The organism is Halobacterium sp. CBA1126, from assembly GCF_009741975.1.
GTDB lineage: Archaea > Halobacteriota > Halobacteria > Halobacteriales > Halobacteriaceae > Halobacterium.
The window spans coordinates 1-16362 of the sequence record NZ_WPCF01000055.1; the positions used below are offsets into that span (position 1 = coordinate 1).

The 16362-nt window shown below is 70.3% G+C and carries 15 protein-coding genes, 1 tRNA gene and 2 pseudogenes; 11 read left to right on the forward strand and 7 right to left on the reverse strand.

The genetic code is table 11. From position 1 onward, the window contains the following. A partial coding sequence (locus tag GJ634_RS09045; protein ID WP_197425461.1) for a UvrB/UvrC motif-containing protein occupies positions 1-1066 on the reverse strand: 1066 nt, incomplete at its 3' end. A gap of 85 nt (positions 1067-1151) precedes the next feature. Here GJ634_RS09045 and GJ634_RS09050 point away from each other — a divergent pair. The 4 genes from GJ634_RS09050 to GJ634_RS09065 all read left to right on the forward strand — a co-directional run bounded on the left by GJ634_RS09050 (position 1152) and on the right by GJ634_RS09065 (position 4098). Next, a complete protein-coding gene (locus tag GJ634_RS09050) occupies positions 1152-1406 on the forward strand; it encodes a hypothetical protein (RefSeq protein WP_157502334.1) in 255 nt (84 codons plus the stop codon). Positions 1407-1870: 464 nt separating this feature from the next. Beyond that, positions 1871-2275, forward strand: coding sequence for a hypothetical protein (locus tag GJ634_RS09055; RefSeq protein WP_157502336.1), 405 nt, complete (start codon positions 1871-1873; stop codon positions 2273-2275). Between the two features lie 72 nt (positions 2276-2347). Next, positions 2348-3262 (forward strand): ABC transporter ATP-binding protein, encoded by a 915-nt coding sequence (locus tag GJ634_RS09060; RefSeq protein ID WP_157502338.1) that lies wholly within the window; start codon positions 2348-2350, stop codon positions 3260-3262. Further along, a complete protein-coding gene (locus GJ634_RS09065; protein WP_157502340.1) occupies positions 3259-4098 on the forward strand; it encodes an ABC transporter permease in 840 nt (279 codons plus the stop codon). Before GJ634_RS09060 ends, GJ634_RS09065 begins: the two co-directional genes overlap by 4 nt. Here GJ634_RS09065 and GJ634_RS09070 read toward each other — a convergent pair. Beyond that, positions 4095-4472: a hypothetical protein gene (locus GJ634_RS09070; protein WP_157502342.1), complete on the reverse strand. Its 378-nt coding sequence runs from the start codon at positions 4470-4472 to the stop codon at positions 4095-4097. The two genes, GJ634_RS09065 and GJ634_RS09070, sit on opposite strands and share 4 nt — an antisense overlap. A gap of 137 nt (positions 4473-4609) precedes the next feature. Between GJ634_RS09070 and GJ634_RS09075 the strand changes: the two genes are divergently transcribed. Then, positions 4610-5794 (forward strand): aspartate kinase, encoded by a 1185-nt coding sequence (locus tag GJ634_RS09075; RefSeq protein WP_157502344.1) that lies wholly within the window; start codon positions 4610-4612, stop codon positions 5792-5794. Positions 5795-5819: 25 nt separating this feature from the next. Here the strand turns inward: GJ634_RS09075 and GJ634_RS09080 are convergent, their stop codons facing one another. After that, the gene (locus tag GJ634_RS09080) at positions 5820-6479 is read right to left on the reverse strand and encodes a metallophosphoesterase (protein ID WP_157502346.1); all 660 of its coding nucleotides are present in this window, start codon (positions 6477-6479) and stop codon (positions 5820-5822) included. Positions 6480-6542: 63 nt separating this feature from the next. Further along, positions 6543-8110: pseudogene (locus tag GJ634_RS16950) on the reverse strand (trehalase family glycosidase). A 149-nt stretch (positions 8111-8259) separates the two neighbouring features. Between GJ634_RS16950 and GJ634_RS09090 the strand changes: the two are divergent. Genes GJ634_RS09090 through GJ634_RS09100 form a run of 3 tightly spaced genes read left to right on the forward strand, consistent with a single transcriptional unit; the run spans position 8260 to position 11207 of the window. Further along, positions 8260-9309, forward strand: a complete 1050-nt coding sequence (locus tag GJ634_RS09090; protein WP_157502359.1) for an ABC transporter ATP-binding protein — start codon at positions 8260-8262, stop codon at positions 9307-9309. Between the two features lie 4 nt (positions 9310-9313). Beyond that, positions 9314-10252: a carbohydrate ABC transporter permease gene (locus tag GJ634_RS09095; RefSeq protein ID WP_157502348.1), complete on the forward strand. Its 939-nt coding sequence runs from the start codon at positions 9314-9316 to the stop codon at positions 10250-10252. A gap of 7 nt (positions 10253-10259) precedes the next feature. Beyond that, positions 10260-11207 (forward strand): carbohydrate ABC transporter permease, encoded by a 948-nt coding sequence (locus GJ634_RS09100; protein ID WP_157502350.1) that lies wholly within the window; start codon positions 10260-10262, stop codon positions 11205-11207. Positions 11208-11296: 89 nt separating this feature from the next. Here GJ634_RS09100 and GJ634_RS09105 read toward each other — a convergent pair whose 3' ends face one another. Beyond that, entirely contained in the window at positions 11297-11605 is a 309-nt protein-coding gene (locus GJ634_RS09105; RefSeq protein WP_157502351.1) for a hypothetical protein, read from the reverse strand. A 3-nt stretch (positions 11606-11608) separates the two neighbouring features. Beyond that, the gene (locus tag GJ634_RS09110; protein ID WP_157502353.1) at positions 11609-12928 is read right to left on the reverse strand and encodes an ABC transporter substrate-binding protein; all 1320 of its coding nucleotides are present in this window, start codon (positions 12926-12928) and stop codon (positions 11609-11611) included. Positions 12929-13055: 127 nt separating this feature from the next. On the opposite strand from GJ634_RS09110, the pseudogene GJ634_RS16955 reads away from it, so the two are divergent. Both GJ634_RS16955 and GJ634_RS09120 read left to right on the forward strand, forming a co-directional pair. Continuing rightward, positions 13056-14410, forward strand: a pseudogene (locus GJ634_RS16955) (sulfatase). 75 nt (positions 14411-14485) lie between these two features. Beyond that, complete coding sequence (locus GJ634_RS09120) at positions 14486-15568, forward strand: TrmB family transcriptional regulator (RefSeq protein WP_157502355.1); 1083 nt, start codon at positions 14486-14488, stop codon at positions 15566-15568. On the opposite strand, the gene GJ634_RS09125 is transcribed toward GJ634_RS09120, so the two are convergent. Beyond that, positions 15569-16147 (reverse strand): IMP cyclohydrolase, encoded by a 579-nt coding sequence (locus GJ634_RS09125; protein ID WP_157502357.1) that lies wholly within the window; start codon positions 16145-16147, stop codon positions 15569-15571. It abuts the gene before it with no gap. A 137-nt stretch (positions 16148-16284) separates the two neighbouring features. Here GJ634_RS09125 and GJ634_RS09130 point away from each other — a divergent pair. Beyond that, positions 16285-16357, forward strand: a tRNA-Gln gene (locus GJ634_RS09130). The last annotated feature ends 5 nt before the right edge of the window (positions 16358-16362 follow it).

A 16362-nucleotide genomic window follows, 5' to 3' on the forward strand; every position in this document is an offset into this window, starting at 1 on the left:
CGACCTCGACGCCCGCCGCGTCCAGCCACGCCGCCACGTCCTCGTCGCCGTGGTGCTCGGGCAACAGCAGCCGGTCCGGGAGCTCCCGTTCCGCGTAGAACTGCACGAGGAACGCCGCCAGCACGTCCGCCGGGCTCTCGTTCTCCGGCGCGTCGAGGTGGTGCTGGTCGCGCTCGACGAGCTGGCCGCGCTCGGCGTGCAGGCGCGCGACCGTCGCGTCCTCGCCCTCCACGGCGACGCCGAGCACGTCCGTGGTCGCCGCGTCGTCGCCGCCCGCGACCGCCCCGCCCGCGCCGCCGTGGAACGCCTCCACGACGTCAAGCCGGTCTCGGAGGTTCGCCGCGCGCTCGAAGTTCTGCTCCTGAGCGGCGCGCTCCATCTCCCGCTCGATGGGGTCCGCGAGCGCGCCCGTCTCCCCCTCGAAGAACCGCCGCGCGGCCTCCACGTCCGCCTCGTACTCTGTCTCGCCGATTTCGCCCGTGCAGGGCGCCGTACACAGCCCCATCTCGTAGTCGAGGCAGGGGCGGTCGCGGTTCCGGTACTTGTGGTCCGAGCAGCCCCGCAGCCCGTACACCTCCCGAATCGCCTTCACGACGGTCTCCACGTCGCCCTTGTCCGTGTACGGGCCGTACGCCGCCGCGCCCTCCTCGGGGTCCCGGGTCACCTCGATGCGGGGGACGGCGTGGTCCGTGAACTGCACGAGCGGGTAGGACTTGTCGTCCTTGAGGCGGACGTTGTACCGCGGCTGGTGGCGCTTCACGAGGTTCGCCTCCAGCAGCAGCGCCTGCGTCTCCGTGTCCGTCACCGCGAAGTCGATTGCGTCCGCGCGCTCGACCATCCGCGCGATGCGCTCGCTGCGCGGTCCGCTCGCGGCCTCGCCGCTCGCGTGTGCAGAGGCGGCTTCGCCGCCTCTCGCGTCCGCGTACGACCGCACGCGGTCCCGCACGTCGACGGCCTTCCCGACGTACAGCACGACGTCGCCGGCGTCCCGCCGCTCGAGGAACTGGTAGACGCCGGGCTCGCTCGGCAGGTCGTCCGCGCGCTCCCGGACCGCGTCCGCGTCCATCACGTCCGAGTAGAGGTGCGGCGACTTTCAACTGCGCGGTCGGCGAACCGCCAGGCTTGAACCGCGGGCCGCCGAACCCCCGAATATGTCCGACACCGAGCGCGTCTGGCTGGTCTTCCGGGAGTACACCGACAAGGGGCTGCTCAACCTCGTCTACGCGACGCCCGAGGGCGACCGCGTGCTCCGCAAGCAGCGGTCGATGAACGCCGGCGACCCCACCGCGGCCGTCGACGCCGACGTCGCCGACCTCGAACCCGTCGAGGACCCCGAGGACCGCGAGCGGTACGGGCAGGAGGCCAGCCGCATGCGGGACTCCCACGACCCCGACGACCGCGTGTAGTTCGCAGCGGCTGCGGCCCGGGGGAAGACACTTCCCGGCGCGCGCCGACGCCCCGACCATGCAGTCAGCCCTCCCTCCGGTGGTAGCGTGACGTGGCCCGTCGTCGCGCGCCGCGACCTCCGCGCGCTCCGCGCGGACAACTCCCTGCTGGTGTTCGGCGGCTTCTTCGCGCTGCTGGCCGCCGCCGTCGCGTACGGCGGCACGAACGGCCCCGGCGTCACGCCGCTGCCCGCCGCGCTCGCGCTCCTGTTCCTGTTCGCCGTGCCGCTGACCGCCGGCACGCTCACCCACGAGGCCGTGCCGGGCGCCGTCGCCAGCGGCCGCGTCCGCGCCACGCTCTCGCTGCCGCACTCCCGGCCGTCCGTCCTCGCGGCGCCGGCGCCGCCCGCCTCGCGACGACGCTCGTCGCCGTCCTCGCCGCCATCGCCGTCGCGGCCGCCGGCTACGCGCTCCGCGGCGCGGCCGTGCCCGCGGTCCGCGTGCTCGCCGTGCTCGCGCTCGCCGCGCTGCTGGCCGCCGCGTTCGTCGCCGCGACGCTCGCGTTCACCGCGCGGTCGACGTCCACGACGCTCGCGGCCGCGACCACGTACGGGTTCTTCGCGGTGGCGTTCTTCTGGCCCATCGCGTTGAGCCTCGGGCGCGTCGTCCTCGCCGGCCAGTTCGGCGTCCGAATCGGCGACGGCCTCGTGGACGCGCTCGTCGTCGCCAGCCCCGTCTACGCGTACGCGAACGCGCTCACCGTCGTCGGCGTCGACCCGGTGGCGACGACGGGCGCGGTTCCCGACGGCGTCGGCGTCGCCTTGCTGTTCGCGTGGACGGTCGCCGCGTTCGCGCTCGCGGCGCGACGATTCGACCGCGTCGACCTCTGAGACGCCGCCGCGCGGTCGCTCGCCCTGCGAACGACCCCAACGGATTTAGGCTGGCCGTGCGACCCTCTCCGCATGGCAGCAATCGAACTCGCCGGCGTCACCAAGCGGTACGGTGACGTCACCGCCCTCCACGACCTCGACCTCCAGGTCCAGTCCGGGGAGATCTACGGCTTCCTCGGACCGAACGGCGCCGGGAAGTCCACGACCATCGACGTCCTCCTGGACTTCGTGCGCCCGACGTCGGGCACCGCGACGGTGCTCGGCCACGACGTCAACGAGGAGTCGCTGGCCATCCGCCAGCGCATCGGCGTCCTCCCCGAGGGGTTCCACGTCTACGAGCGACTCACCGCCCGCCAGCACCTCGAGTTCGCCATCGAGTCGAAGGGCGCCGACGACGACCCCGACGCCCTCCTGGAGCGCGTCGGCATCCCCGACGCCGCCGACCGGAAGGCCGGCGGCTTCTCGAAGGGGATGCAGCAGCGGCTCGCGCTCGCCATCGCGCTCGTCGGCGACCCCGAGCTGTTGATTCTGGACGAGCCCTCCACGGGGCTGGACCCGAACGGCGCCCGCGAGATGCGCGAGATCATCACCGAGGAGGCAGACCGCGGCGCCACGGTCTTCTTCTCCAGCCACATCCTCGAGCAGGTCGAAGCCGTCTGCGACCGCGTCGGCATCCTGCAGGCCGGCGAGCTCGTCGCCGAGGACACCATCCGCGGGCTCCGCGAGGCCGCCGGCACCGGGTCGTCGCTGACGGTCACCGTCGCGGAACTCACGCCGGAAATCGTCGAAGCCGTCGAGGACGTCCCCGGCGTTTCGAGCGTCGACACGGACCGCGACACGCTCACCGTCGACGCCGAGGACGCCTCGAAGACCGACATCCTCGACGCCGTCGAGGCCGCGGGCGGCGAGGTCACCGACTTCGCCACCCGGGAGGCGTCGCTGGACGACGTGTTCGCGGCGTACACCGACGAGGAGGTGACGGCATGAGCTGGTCGGCGGTCGCGAAGAAGGACTTCCAGGACGCCGCGCGCTCGAAGGCGCTGTGGGCGCTGTCCGCGCTGTTCGTGCTGTTCATGGCCGGCGTCGCGTACGCCTACACGTTCGTCGGCCAGCAGGGCGGCGAGCTCGAGGCGCTCGGGCTGCTGGTCTTCCTCGTCAGCCCCGTGACGCTGCTCGTCCCGCTGACCGCGCTCGTGATGTCCCACAAGGCCATCGCCGGCGAGGTCGAGTCCGGGAGCGCGAAGTTCCTGCTGTCGCTGCCGCACACCCGGCGGGACGCCGTCGTCGGGAAGGTCGTCGGCCGCGGCGCCGTCCTCGGCGTCGCCGTCCTCGTCGGCCTCGTCGTCGCGGCCGTCGTCACGCTCGCGCTCTACGACAGCTTCGACGCGCTGGCGTACGTCGGCTTCTCCGCGCTGACCGTGCTGCTCGCCGTGCTGTACACCGCCGTCGGCGTCGGCATCTCCGCGACCACGAAGGACTCCGGGCGCGCCACCATCATCGCCGCCGTGTTCTTCGTCGTCTTCGAGGTCGCGTGGGGCGTCGTCGTCAGCGGCGTCCACTACCTCGTGAACGGCACGCTCAGCCCGCGCAGCCTCGAGTCGATTCCGGACTGGTACCTCCTGTTGAACCGCGTCCCGCCGTCGTCGGCGTTCACGAACGCCGTCTACCAGTTCCTCCCCGGGGAGTCGACGCTCGTCGCCCAGCTGTTCCCGCAGAACCCGCCGTTCTACCTCTCGAAGTGGGCGGCGCTCGCGACGATGCTCGCGTGGCTCGTCGTCGTCCCCGCCGTCGGCTACTACGTCTTCGAGCGCGCGGACCTCTAGGGCGTCCACTCGTAGCGCCGCGTCGCCGCGCCGTCGAAGCGCGGCCCCGCGCCCGCGTCCTCGAACCCCTCCGCGAGCAGCACGTCGCCGAGCGCGTCGTTCTCGTCGAGGACCACTTCGACCGAGCGGTCCTCGTGGGCCGCGAACTCCCGGGGCGCGTCCAGCAGCGCGGCCACGACGTCCGGGTCGCCCGCGAGCCGCGTGACGTGGACGGCGCCCCGCCACGCGTCGAACGCGACGAACCCGGCGACCCCGTCGTCGCCCTCCGCGACCCGCACCGTGCGGTCCCTGACGAGGCGCGCGGCGTCGAGGTCGCCGTCGACGAGCGCGTCCAGCGCGGCCGCGTCCTCGGCCGTCGCGTCACGAACGTTCATGAGTTCAAGTACGACGGCGACGAACTTAACGCCGCGGCCGCGGGGACGGCAACCGTTTCGTGCATGCAAGCAGTTATCACTGTCCCCGTCCCTACGGCCCCGGTAATGAGCACGGCTCCGACGACCGGTGGGAAGCGATGCGCGTAGTGGCGAAGTTCGGCGGCACCAGTCTCGGGAGCGGCGACCGCATCGAGCGGGCCGCCGACTCCATCGCGGACGCGGTCGCCGCCGGCCACGAACTGGCGGTCGTAGCGTCTGCGATGGGGAACACGACCGACGAACTCCTCGAGGACATCACCTTCGACGCCGACGACGCCGACCGCGCGGAGATCGTCTCTATGGGCGAACGCACCTCCGTGCGGATGCTGAAGGCGGCGCTGTCCGCCCGCGGCGTGAACGCCGTCTTCCTCGAGCCCGGCCACCCGGACTGGCCGGTCGTCGCCAACGACCGCGGCGAGGTCGACGCCGAGGAGACCCAGCGCCGCGTCGAGGCGCTGGCCGAGGACCTCGGCGACGTCGTCCCCGTCATCACGGGCTTCCTCGCCGAGGACCACGAGGGCAACGTGACGACGCTCGGCCGCGGCGGCAGCGACACCACGGCCGTGATGCTCGGCCGGTACGCCGGCGCCGACGAGGTCGTCATCGTCACCGACGTCGAGGGCGTCATGACCGGCGACCCCCACGTCGTCGAGGGCGCGCGCAACGTCGGCGAGATCACCGTCGACGAGCTCCGGAACCTCTCGTTCCGCGGCGCCGAAGTCGTCGCGCCGTCCGCGCTGTCGTTCAAGGACGACGACCTCGACGTCCGCGTCATCCACTACCAGCACGGCGACCTGCTCTCCGGCGGCACCAAGATCGAGGGGCAGTTCGAGAACATGATCGACATGCGGGACACGCCGCTGGCGTGTCTCACCGTCGCCGGCCGCGCCATCCGCAACCGCCCCGGCATCATGTCGACGCTGTCGACGGCGCTGTACGACTCCGACATCAACGTCGACGCGGTCGCCTCCGGGATGGACTCGATGACGTTCTACGTCGACGAGGACGTCGCCGAGCGCGCCGAGAACGTCCTCCACAGCGAGGTCATCGAGGTCGGCGAGCTCTCCTCGGTCACGGTCCGCGACGAGGTCGCGGTCATCCGCGTGCTCGGCGGCGAGCTCCCGAACCAGCCGGGCGTCCTCCGGCGCATCGTCGACCCCATCGCGGACGCCGGCATCAACGTCATCGACATCATCTCCAGCGCCACCTCCGTCGCGGTGTTCGTCGACTGGGACGACCGCGAGGAGACCCTGGACATCGTGCAGGACCACTTCGGCTCGTAACGCCGGCTCCTCTCCTTCGATTCCCCTACCGGCCGTCGGCCAGCCGTTCGGCCGTCCCGTCCGGCAGCCCCGCCTCCCGGACGGCTTCGGCGACCCGCTCGACGTCGTACTCGACGCGGCGCTCCTCGACGGACAGGTCCTCGAGGTCCAGCAGCGCGTACGCCGCCCGCGGGTCGCGGTCGCGGGGCTGGCCGACGCTCCCCGGGTTCATCACGACGCCGTCGTCGTAGACTTCGTGGTGCTGGACGTGCGTGTGCCCGAGAATCAGGACGTCCTCGCCGTCCAGCAGGTGCGGGCCGAACGCGTCCGGGTACGTGTAGCGGTCCTGCACCTCGGGGTGGTCGTGGACGACCTTCACGCGGCCGTCGAACAGCGTGCGCTCCCGCGGCAGGCGTTCGACCCACTCGCGCTGGACGTCGTTCAGCTCCCGCTTGGCGTGCCGGATTCCCGCCTGAGCCATCCCGTTCCCGCGGAAGTTCCGGTCGCTCGCCACCATCCGGTCGTGGTTCCCCATCACCGTCGGCACGTCGCGCTCGCGGAGCGCGTCCACGCACGCCGCGGGCCACGGGTTGTACCCGACCACGTCGCCCGCGCAGACGAGCGCGTCCACGTCCGGCAGGTCCTCGAGGACGGTCTCCAGCGCGACGAGGTTCGCGTGCACGTCGGAGACGACGCCGACTCTCATGGGTGAGCCTCGGACGCCCGCGAACTTAGGTGTCCGGCTCGCACTCGCCGCCGACCGCCCGCGTCACTGCCGCGGCTCGCCGGCGGGTTCGGTGGTCGCGCCGCGGCCCGCGCCGAGCGCGGTGGCGACGCCGTTCGTCCACCCGAAGCCGTACTGGAGGCGGTACTCGCCGTCGTCGGCCGCGACCGCCGCCGACTGGACGTCGTACTTCTCGGCCATCCGGCCGCGCTCCTCGAACGCCGAGCGGTTCAGCGAGAGCCAGCGGTCGGTCACCTCGGCCGCGAGGTCGTCGTGGCCGTACCGCCGGAGGCCGACGGCCGCCATCCAGTGCAGGGGCGCCCAGCCGTTCGGCGCGTCCCACTGCTCGCCGGTGGTCTCCAGCGTCGTCACGAGGCCGCCCGGCCGCAGGAAGTCGCTGCGGAGGCGTTCCGCGACGGCGGCCGCGCGCTCGTGGTCGGCCGCGCCCACGAACAGCGGCGCCACGCCCGCGAGCGTGAGGCGGTCCGTCTGCTCGCCGTCCGTCCAGCAGTAGTCGACGTAGAACTCCCGGTCGTCGTCCCAGCAGTACTGCTCGATGGCGCGGCGCCGGCGCTCGGCGGCGTCGGCGTACCGGTCGGCGGCCTCCGGGCGGTCGAGGCGCGCCAGCCAGTCCGCGAGCGCGGACTCGACGCCGTAGAGGACGGCGTTGAGGTCCACCGGCACGAGGTCCGTCGTGCGGATGCTCGTCCGGTCGTCGACGGCCGCCAGCCACCGGGAGCTGAAGTCCCAGCCGGACTCGCAGGCCGCCCGGATGTCGCGGAACAGCCGCGGGCGGTCGTCGGGCGCCACGCCGGCGGCGAGCTCGCGGTCCTGGGCGTACGACTCCGGCCGCGGCGCGCGCGGTCGTCCCAGTAGCGGTTCGCGACCCCGCCGTCGGGCAGCGAGACGACGCGCCGGTGGCTGTCGGGGCCCTCGGACCCCGCCACGCGGTCGCGGCCGTCCGTCCAGAAGGCGTACTCGGTCTCGAGGGCGTCGACGAACGGCGCCACGGCCTCGAACCCGCGCTCGCGCTCGAGCACCCGCAGCATCCGGTAGAACAGCGGGACCTGCGAGCGGCTGTCGTAGTAGACGCGGTTCCCGAGCGGGACGAACCCGAACCGGTCGACCAGCGACGCGACGTTCTCGACCATCGCCTCGACGGCGTCGACGCGGCCAGCCGTCCCGAGCCCCTCGGCGATGAAGTAGCTGTCCCAGTAGTACATCTCGCGGAACCGCCCGCCCGGCACGACGTGGGGGTTCGGGAGCGGAATCAGCGTGGACGCCGACTCGGGGTCGACGTCGAACGTCCGCGTGAGCGGCTCCCACAGCGACTCGACGTGGGACTCCATCGTCGTCCCCGTCGGGTCGACGTCCGCGCCGACGGGCTCCGGCAGCCGGAAGTTCCGCTCGACGAACGCCGCGAGGTCGAAGTCGGGGTCGTCTCTCGCGGCGAGGTAGCGCTCGCGGAGGTGGGCTGCGGGCACGCGGGGCTCGGCGTCGACGAACCGCTTGCAGTCCTCGAACAGGCCGCGCTCCTGGACCGACCGGAACAGCTCGCCGGCGACCTGCGGGTATCGTCCGTAGTCGAACGCGCGGGCACTCATCTGCCACATCTTATGATAGGATTAGTAAGTAAGTGTTGGGTCGAAGGGGAAACCCGCCTACTGGGGCGCCCTCTCGGGAGTATCCAATTCAATTCTGGATGATTAATTATAAGTGCAGTAAATCAGTACAAGCCGGTACGTCCATGACCAACATTAGCATGCGGTCGGTCAGCAAGTTCTTCGACGGAGGTGATATCATCGCGAACTACGAGCTCGACCTCGAAGTCGAAGACGGCGAGTTCCTCGTGTTCCTCGGTCCCTCCGGCTGCGGGAAGACGACCGCGCTCCGGATGATCGCCGGGCTGGAGACGCCCTCGGACGGCGAAATCTACTTCGACGACGACCGGGTCGACGACATGCCCCCGGCGGACCGGAACGTCGCCATGGTGTTCCAGAACTACGCGCTGTACCCGCACATGAGCGTGCGGGAGAACATCGAGTACCCGCTGAAGGTGCGCGGCGTCCCGCCCGAGGAGCGCGACGAGCGCGTCGCCGAGATCGCGGAGCTGCTCCACATCGAGGACCAGCTCGACAGCGACCCCGCCTCCATCTCCGGCGGCCAGCGCCAGCGCACGTCGCTGGCCCGCGCCATCATCCGCGAACCGTCCGTGTTCCTGCTGGACGAACCGCTCAGCAACCTCGACGCGAAGCTCCGCCTCGAGATGCGCTCGGAGCTCAAGCGCCTCCAGAACGAACTGGACATCACGACCGTCTACGTCACGCACAACCAGGAGGAGGCGATGAGCATGGGCGACCGCATCGCCGTCATGAACGAGGGGACCATCCGGCAGGTCGCCGAACCCGAGGAGCTCTACCGGCGCCCCAAGACCGCGTGGGTCGCGCAGTTCATCGGGTCGCCGCCGATGAACCTCCTCGAGGGCACGAACCGCGACGGCACGATCCGCGTCGACGACGAGAACAGCGTGCCGGCCGCCCGCGAGACGACGTCCGCCGACGTCTCCGTCGGCTTCCGACCGGAGGACGCCGCGGTCACGACGACCGAACCCGACACCGACTGGCGGCTCCGCGGGACGGTCAAGACCGTCGAACCGCTCGGCGAGTACGTGCTCGTGAACGTCGACGTCGGCGACACGACGGTCAACGCCAAGGTCGACCGGACCGACGTCGAATCGGGCCAACAGGTGTTCCTCAGCGTCGACCCCGACGACGTCTACCTCTACGACGGGGACGGCGAGCTCGTCGCCTGATACCATGTCTAGCACGGACCTCTTCGAGGGCGGCTTCGGCGCGGACGTCGACTGGGAGAAGACCAAGGCCATCCTCATCTTCATGGCGCCCGGGCTCACCCTGTTCGGCATCTTCTCCGTCGGCCCGATGGTGTACTCCGCGTGGGGGAGCTTCTACGTGTGGGACGCGTTCACCGTCCAGCAGTTCGTCGGCCTCGACCAGTGGGTCGCGACGTTCACGGACGACGCCATCATCAACTGGTCGAACCTCGCGTCGTTCACCTACCCGATGGGCGCGCTCCCCCAGAACCTCATCTGGATGGTCATCCACGTCCCGCTGAGCACGGTTCTCGGGCTCGGCCTCGCGTTGCTGTTCGCGGACCTCCGCGGCCGCCGCATCCTGCGCTCGATGGTGTTCCTCGGGTTCACCACGCCGACGGTCGTCATCGGCCTCGTGCTGCTGTTCGTCTACGACCCGCAGGCGGGCGTGTTCAACGAGATCCTCCGGACCATCGGCCTCGAGGGGCAGGTGCGCAACTGGCTCCAGGAGCCACAGATCGCCATCTACGCGCTCATCGCGGGCGGCGTCTGGGTCCAGACCGGGTTCAGCATGCTCGTCTACAGCTCCGCGCTCGCGGGCATCGACCCGTCGCTGCTGGAGTCCGCGCGCATCGACGGCGCCGGCCCGTTCCGCCGGTTCAAGGACGTCATCTGGCCGCTCGTCAAGCCGGTGACCGCCGTCGTCGTCATCATGAGCACCATCTGGGTCATCCGCATCTTCGCCATCGTCTACGCCGCGGGCGGCCCCTCCGGCGGCCCCAACGGGGTGTTCTCCGTGCTCGGGCTGGAGGTCTACCAGGCGGCGTTCTCCATCCCCATCGAGTACGGGAAGGCGATGGTGATCGCGCTCGTCGAACTGATAATCACGCTCCCGATGGCGTGGTACATCGCACGAATGGACTGAGTACACAATGACTGGACACTCACCCGACGACCACGACGCACGCACGGACGGCGGGACGCGCACCCGCGACCCGCCGGAGACGGCACCGGACGACTTCCAGGACACCGGCACCCGGCTGGTGTCGAAGATACCCACCGGCGCGCGCGCAGTCAGGTACGCCGTCGCCGTCGGCATCGCCGTGCTCTGGGTCGTCCCGCTGCTCGGCCTGCTGATGGCGTCCGTGCGCCCGCTCGAACAGATCATCCAGGGCTGGTGGCACATCGAGGGGATGACCGTCACCTTCCAGAACTACGCCGAGGCGTGGACGTTCAAGTCCGGCCCGATGCGGCAGGCGCTGTTCAACACCGCCATCGTCACCATCCCGTCGGTGCTGGCGGTCACCCTCCTCGGGACGATGGTCGCGTACCCGTTCGCGCGCTTCGACTTCCCCGTGAAGACGGGGCTGTTCTTCCTGCTCATCGTCGTCATGGCGGCGCCGCCGGAGCTCGTCGCGATGGGCAACTACAACACCCTCCGGGCGACCGGCCTCTTCGACACCTACATGGGCCTGATTCTGGTCCACATCGGCTGGGGGATGGGGTGGGTCGTGATGTTCCTCCGGAACTACCTGCTCGGCCTCCCCGAGGAGCTCGAGGAGGCCGCGCGCATCGACGGCGCCTCCCGCTACCAGATATTCAAGTCCATCGTGTTGCCGTACTCGATGCCCGCGTTGGTCTCGGTCGCGGTCATCCAGTTCACGTGGGTCTGGAACTCCTTCTTCTTCCCCCTCGTGTTCATGCGCTCGACCGACAAGAAGCTCGCACCGCAGGTGCTCCCGCTGATGAAGGGCCGCCTCCAGATCGACTGGGGGCTGGTCGCCGCGGGGTCGGTGCTGACGATGATCGTCCCCATCGTGTTGTTCCTCGTGCTCCAGAAGTACTACAAGCGCGGGATGGTCGCGGCGGTCGCCGACTGAGCCGCCGCTCGCGGTCGTCTTCTGTCTTCACCCTTCGCCGCTGAACGCGGTCGCTGCGTCGGCGACGCGAGAAAACGAGTGCGGGCGCGTCAGTACGGTAGCAGGCCGGAGACGGTGGCCAGCACCACGACCGCGACCGCGAGCAGCTGCGCGACGAAGAACGCCCGCGAGGACGACCAGCCGAAGTACAGCAGCGCCCCCGTCGGCACGGCGGCGATGGCCGAGGGCCACGCGCCCATCGTGAAGAGGATGGCGAGGAACCCCGTGGTGAAGAGGATGAGCGCGTCCATCCCCAGCGACAGCGAGTTGCGGCGCCGGAGCTCCTCGGGGTCGCAGGCCCGCCGGAGTTCGCCGACGACGCTGTCCGAGCGCCGGTCGGTCGTCTCGGTCGGCGTCATCGGTTAGGCGTCCAGCGTGTTCTCGTGGGCTTCGTCGAGCGCGGACACGATCTCCGAGGTCGGCGTGTCCGGCGACGCCCACAGGCCCTTGAGCTGCGACCAGAACTCCTGCTGGAACGGGTTGCCGAGCGCGTCGTCGAGGTCCGGGACGACGGTCACCTCGTCGGCCAGCTGCGGGAGCTGGGACATGACCTCGCTCTGGTAGGCGTCCGTCGGCACCTGCGTGTTCGACGGGACGAAGCCGCCGAGTTCCACCCACTGCCGCTGGCCTTCCGCGGAGACGAACGAGCTCAGGGCGTCCCGCGCGGTGTCGACCTTCTCGGAGTACTTCGGCACCGTGAACCAGTTGACGCTGGACGCGATGCCCTCGACGCCGGGGAGCCGGAAGACGCCGAGGTCGGAGACGTCCTCGACGGCGTCCTGGGCGGTCGTGAACGACCCCATGAAGTACAGCGGGGTCGAGCCGTCCCAGAAGTACTCGTACTGGACGCCGAAGTCCCGCATCTGGCTGAAGTACCCCTCGTCGTGGAGTTCCTTCACCTCGTCGAAGGCCGCCGCGACGCGGTCGTCGGTGAACGACGCGTCGCCGCTGATGAGGTTCTGCTGGAGCTCGGCGCCGTTCTCCTGTCGCATGAAGAACGCCTCCATGAGGTCGCTGAGCGGCCACCCGGTGCCGTTGCCGGAGGCGATGGGCGCGTCGACGCCCTCCACGCTCGAGATGGAGTCAAGCAGCGACCGGAACTCCTCGTAGTTCGACGGCTCCGAGAGGCCGTGCTCCTCGAAGAACGACTCCCGGTACCAGAAGCCGGGCTTGAGGTCCATCTTGAACGGCGCCGCGTACACCTCGCCGTCGACGGTGACCCGGGACGGGTCGACCGCGAAGTTGTCCGGGTCCCACGCGTCCCCGACGGGCGCGAGGTGGCCGTTCTGGGCGTCGCTGACGATGCGCGCGGGCGACGGCATCACGACGATGTCCGCGGACGCGACGCCGGACTCGTAGTCCATCAGCGTCCCCGTCAGCAGGCTGTCAGTGTCCCGCGGGAAGTACTCGATCTCGACGCCGGTCTCCTCCTCGACGTAGCTCATCACCTCGCCGAACGACGACTGCTCTTCGCCCGACCAGACGCCGGTGACCTCGAGGGTGGACGCGCCGCCGCCCGACCCGCCGTCGGAGCCGCCGTCTTCGGTCGCGTCGCCGTCACCGTCGCCGCCACCGCCGCCGAGACAGCCGGCGAGGCCGGTGGTCGCGAGCACCGACGCAGCACCGGTGGTCTTGAGTACGTTCCGCCGCGTTCTGTGTGACCGGTCGGTACGGTCTCCCATAGCACTAACCGCATGATAATCCATTTACTTCAAATTTGGTTATTAATTACCGCTATAGTTACTTGTGATAGCGACGCGCGGTCCGGTGACCGCGCGATTTATCCGGTCGCGTTCGCCACCGTCGAGCGTGTCCGCCGAAGACCGCGCGCAGGACGCGACGGCGTCCCGGCCGAACGTCGTCCTCGTCCACTGCCACGACCTCGGCCAGTACCTCGGCTGCTACGGCGCCGACGTCGACAGCCCCAACCTCGACGCCCTCGCAGCCGACGGCGTCCGCCTCGAACGCAGCTTCTGCACCGCCCCGCAGTGCTCGCCCAGCCGGTCGAGCATGATGACCGGCGCGTACCCCCACGTGAACGGCGTCATGGGCCTCGCGCACATGGGCTGGGCGCTCGACGACGACTGGACGACGCTCCCCGAGTACCTCGGGGACGCCGGCTACTCGACGCACCTCCTCGGGTTCCAGCACGAGGTCCCCGACGACCCGGCGCGGCTCGGCTACGACCGCGTCGACACCGACACCAAGCGCGCGCTCGAACTCGTCGACGTCGTCGACGACTTCTTCGCCGCCCGCGCCGACGCCGACGACCCGTTCTTCGTCTCCGTCGGCATCGAGGAACCCCACCGGCCGTTCCGCCGCGAGTACGTCCCCGACGAGGTGTACGACGACCCCGACCCGGCCGACGTCGACCTCGGGGACTTCCCGTACCTCCCGGACGACCCGGCGTCCGCGAGGACGTCGCCGACCTCCAGTCGCTGATCGCGGGCACACTCGACCCCGCCGTGGGCGCGTTCCGGGAGTCGCTGGCCGACGCCGGCCTCGAAGACGAGACGGTCTTCGTGTTCACGACCGACCACGGGCTCGCGATGCCGCGCGCGAAGGGGACGTGTTACGACGCCGGCCTCGAGACCGCGCTGCTGGTCCACCAGCCCGGCGTCGTCGAGGGCGGCGACGTCCACGACGACCTCGTCAGCAACGTCGACCTCGCGCCGACGCTGCTGGACCTCGCCGGCGTCGACCCGCCGACCGACGTCGCCGGCCGCTCGTTCGCCGACCTCCTCCGGGACGGCACGCCCCACGACCGCGAGCGCGTCTACGGCGAGATGACGTGGCACGACCGCTACAACCCCGTGCGGGCCGTCCGGACGGACCGCTACAAGTACGTCCGGAACTTCTCCGTGCTCCCGCGTGTGTTCGTCCCGCTGGACGTCGCGCCGACCGCCAGCGGCCGCGCCGTCCTCGAACAGTTCCACGTCGAACAGCGCCCCGCCGAGGAGCTCTACGACCTCGAACGCGACCCCCACGAGCGAGAGAACCTCGCGTCGGACCGCGCGCCCTTCGAGACCGCCGCGGAGGCCGGCGACCCCGACCCCGAGTACGTCGACGTCCTCGACCGCCTCCGGTCGGAGCTCGAGGAGTGGATGGAAGCGACTGACGACCCGCTGCTCGACGGCCCCGTCCCGTACCCCGACGTCGAGTAGCCGGCCCGCACGGAGCGAAGCGGCCGGCGGCGGCCGTCCAGTACGTTTTATACACTCGCGTAGTCATTCGCTCCCATGGATACGGAGGAACTGCTGGAGACGCTCCAAGCCGCGGACCTCTCTTTCTACCAGGCCAACGCCTACGTCGCCCTGCTGGAGCTCGGGACCGCGTCCGCGACCGAAGTCGCCGACGCCAGCGAAGTCCCGGACGCCCGCATCTACGACGTGCTGCGGGACCTCGACGACCTCGGCTACGTGGAACTGTACGAACAGGAGACGTTCCAGGCGCGCGCCACCGACCCCGAGACCATCGTCGACGGGCTCACCGACCGCGCGAGCGCCCTCGAGAACGCCGCCGAGGAGATACAGGACCGCTACGAGCGCCCGACCCTCGACACCCAGACCGTCAGCATCGTCAAGCGCTTCGACACCGTCATCGAGGCCGCGCGGTCGTTCGTCAGGGACGCCGAGATACAGATTCACGCGACGCTCACGCGCGACCAGTTCGAGACGCTCCGCGACGACCTCGCGGACGCCCACGACCGCGGCGTCACCGTCAACGTCACGCTGCTCGGCGGGGACGACGACCCGCCGCTCGGGGACGACGACTTCGAGGGCGCCGTCAGCGCCGTCCGCCGCTTCCACCGCCCGTCGCCGTTCATCGTCACCTCCGACCTCCGCCGGACCGCGTTCGCGCCCAACCCCGCGGCCATCGAGGAGTACGGCCTCATCCTCCAGAACCGCTCGTTCACGTACGTGTTCTTCTGGCACTTCCTGCTGTTCGCGTGGCTGCCATCGCCGACCGTCTACGCCGAGGACGCCGCGACGCCGAAGCGGTACGCGGACATCCGCCAGTTCCTCCTCGAACACCGCCAGCTGCTCCGCGACGACGCCACCGTCACCGTCGAAGTCGCGGGCCGCCACGTCGAGGACAACCGCGACGTCACCGTCTCCGGCCCCATCGTCGACACGGACCACGGCTCCGCGGCCGCCGGGTCGCTCAGCTCCGACGTGCTCGCGCTCACCGGCACCGCGACGTTCGTCGTCGACGACGGCGACGACCGCCACACCGTCGGCGGCTGGGGCGCGACCTACGAGGACGTCGAAGCCCGCTGCATCACCGTCACGGCCGTCGAAGACGTCCCCGCGGAGAACTGACTAGTCGCCGTTCTCGATTGCGGTCGCGTAGCCGTCGCCGTCCCGCACGACGCCGACCGCGCAGACCGCGTGCTCGAACGCCGCGCTGTACGCTTCCTCGGCGACTTCGCCCGCGCTCTCGCCCTCGAAGCCGATGGGTTCGGGGCTGTCCTTCTCGTAGGTCGCAACCAGCGTCGGCTCCTCGACCGCTTCCACGAGCAGGGCGTCCTTCCGCACCGTACCGACGTACGCGTCGCCGTCAGGGGTCAGCACGCCCGCGATGCGGGGCGTGTCGTAGTCGTCTTTCTCGTAGTCGAGCGCGAGCAGGCTCTCCGCGAGCGCGTCCCGCGCCGGGTAGCCGAGGCCGAGCTTCTCCGTGACGGGGTCGACGTGGCTGCCGTTCCCGACGACCGCGTGGCCCGCGGCCTCCCGGTAGCAGTTGTACGACACGTAGGGGTTGTCCGTCTCCGGCGCGTCCGGCGTGGGCGCGACCGTCAACGCCGCGTCGCGTTCGACCACGCGGCGGTTCGGGAACGACCGCGAGGACACTCGGTACGCTGCCACGTCCGGACCGACGACGACGAACCGTCCGACGTACATACGCGAACGTGCATTCTCGGCCGGCAAATAGGCGTCGAACTACACACGTTCGCGGCGTCGCGGCGGCGCGCGGCGCGTCGCCGTCGTCGGGGTTCGCAACACTCATAAGCCACAATCGCGTTCTGTCGTGTGCGAGCAGTCCATTAGGGTAGTGGCCAATCCTGAAGCCTTCTGGGGGCTTCGACCCTGGTTCGAATCCAGGATGGACTACTCAA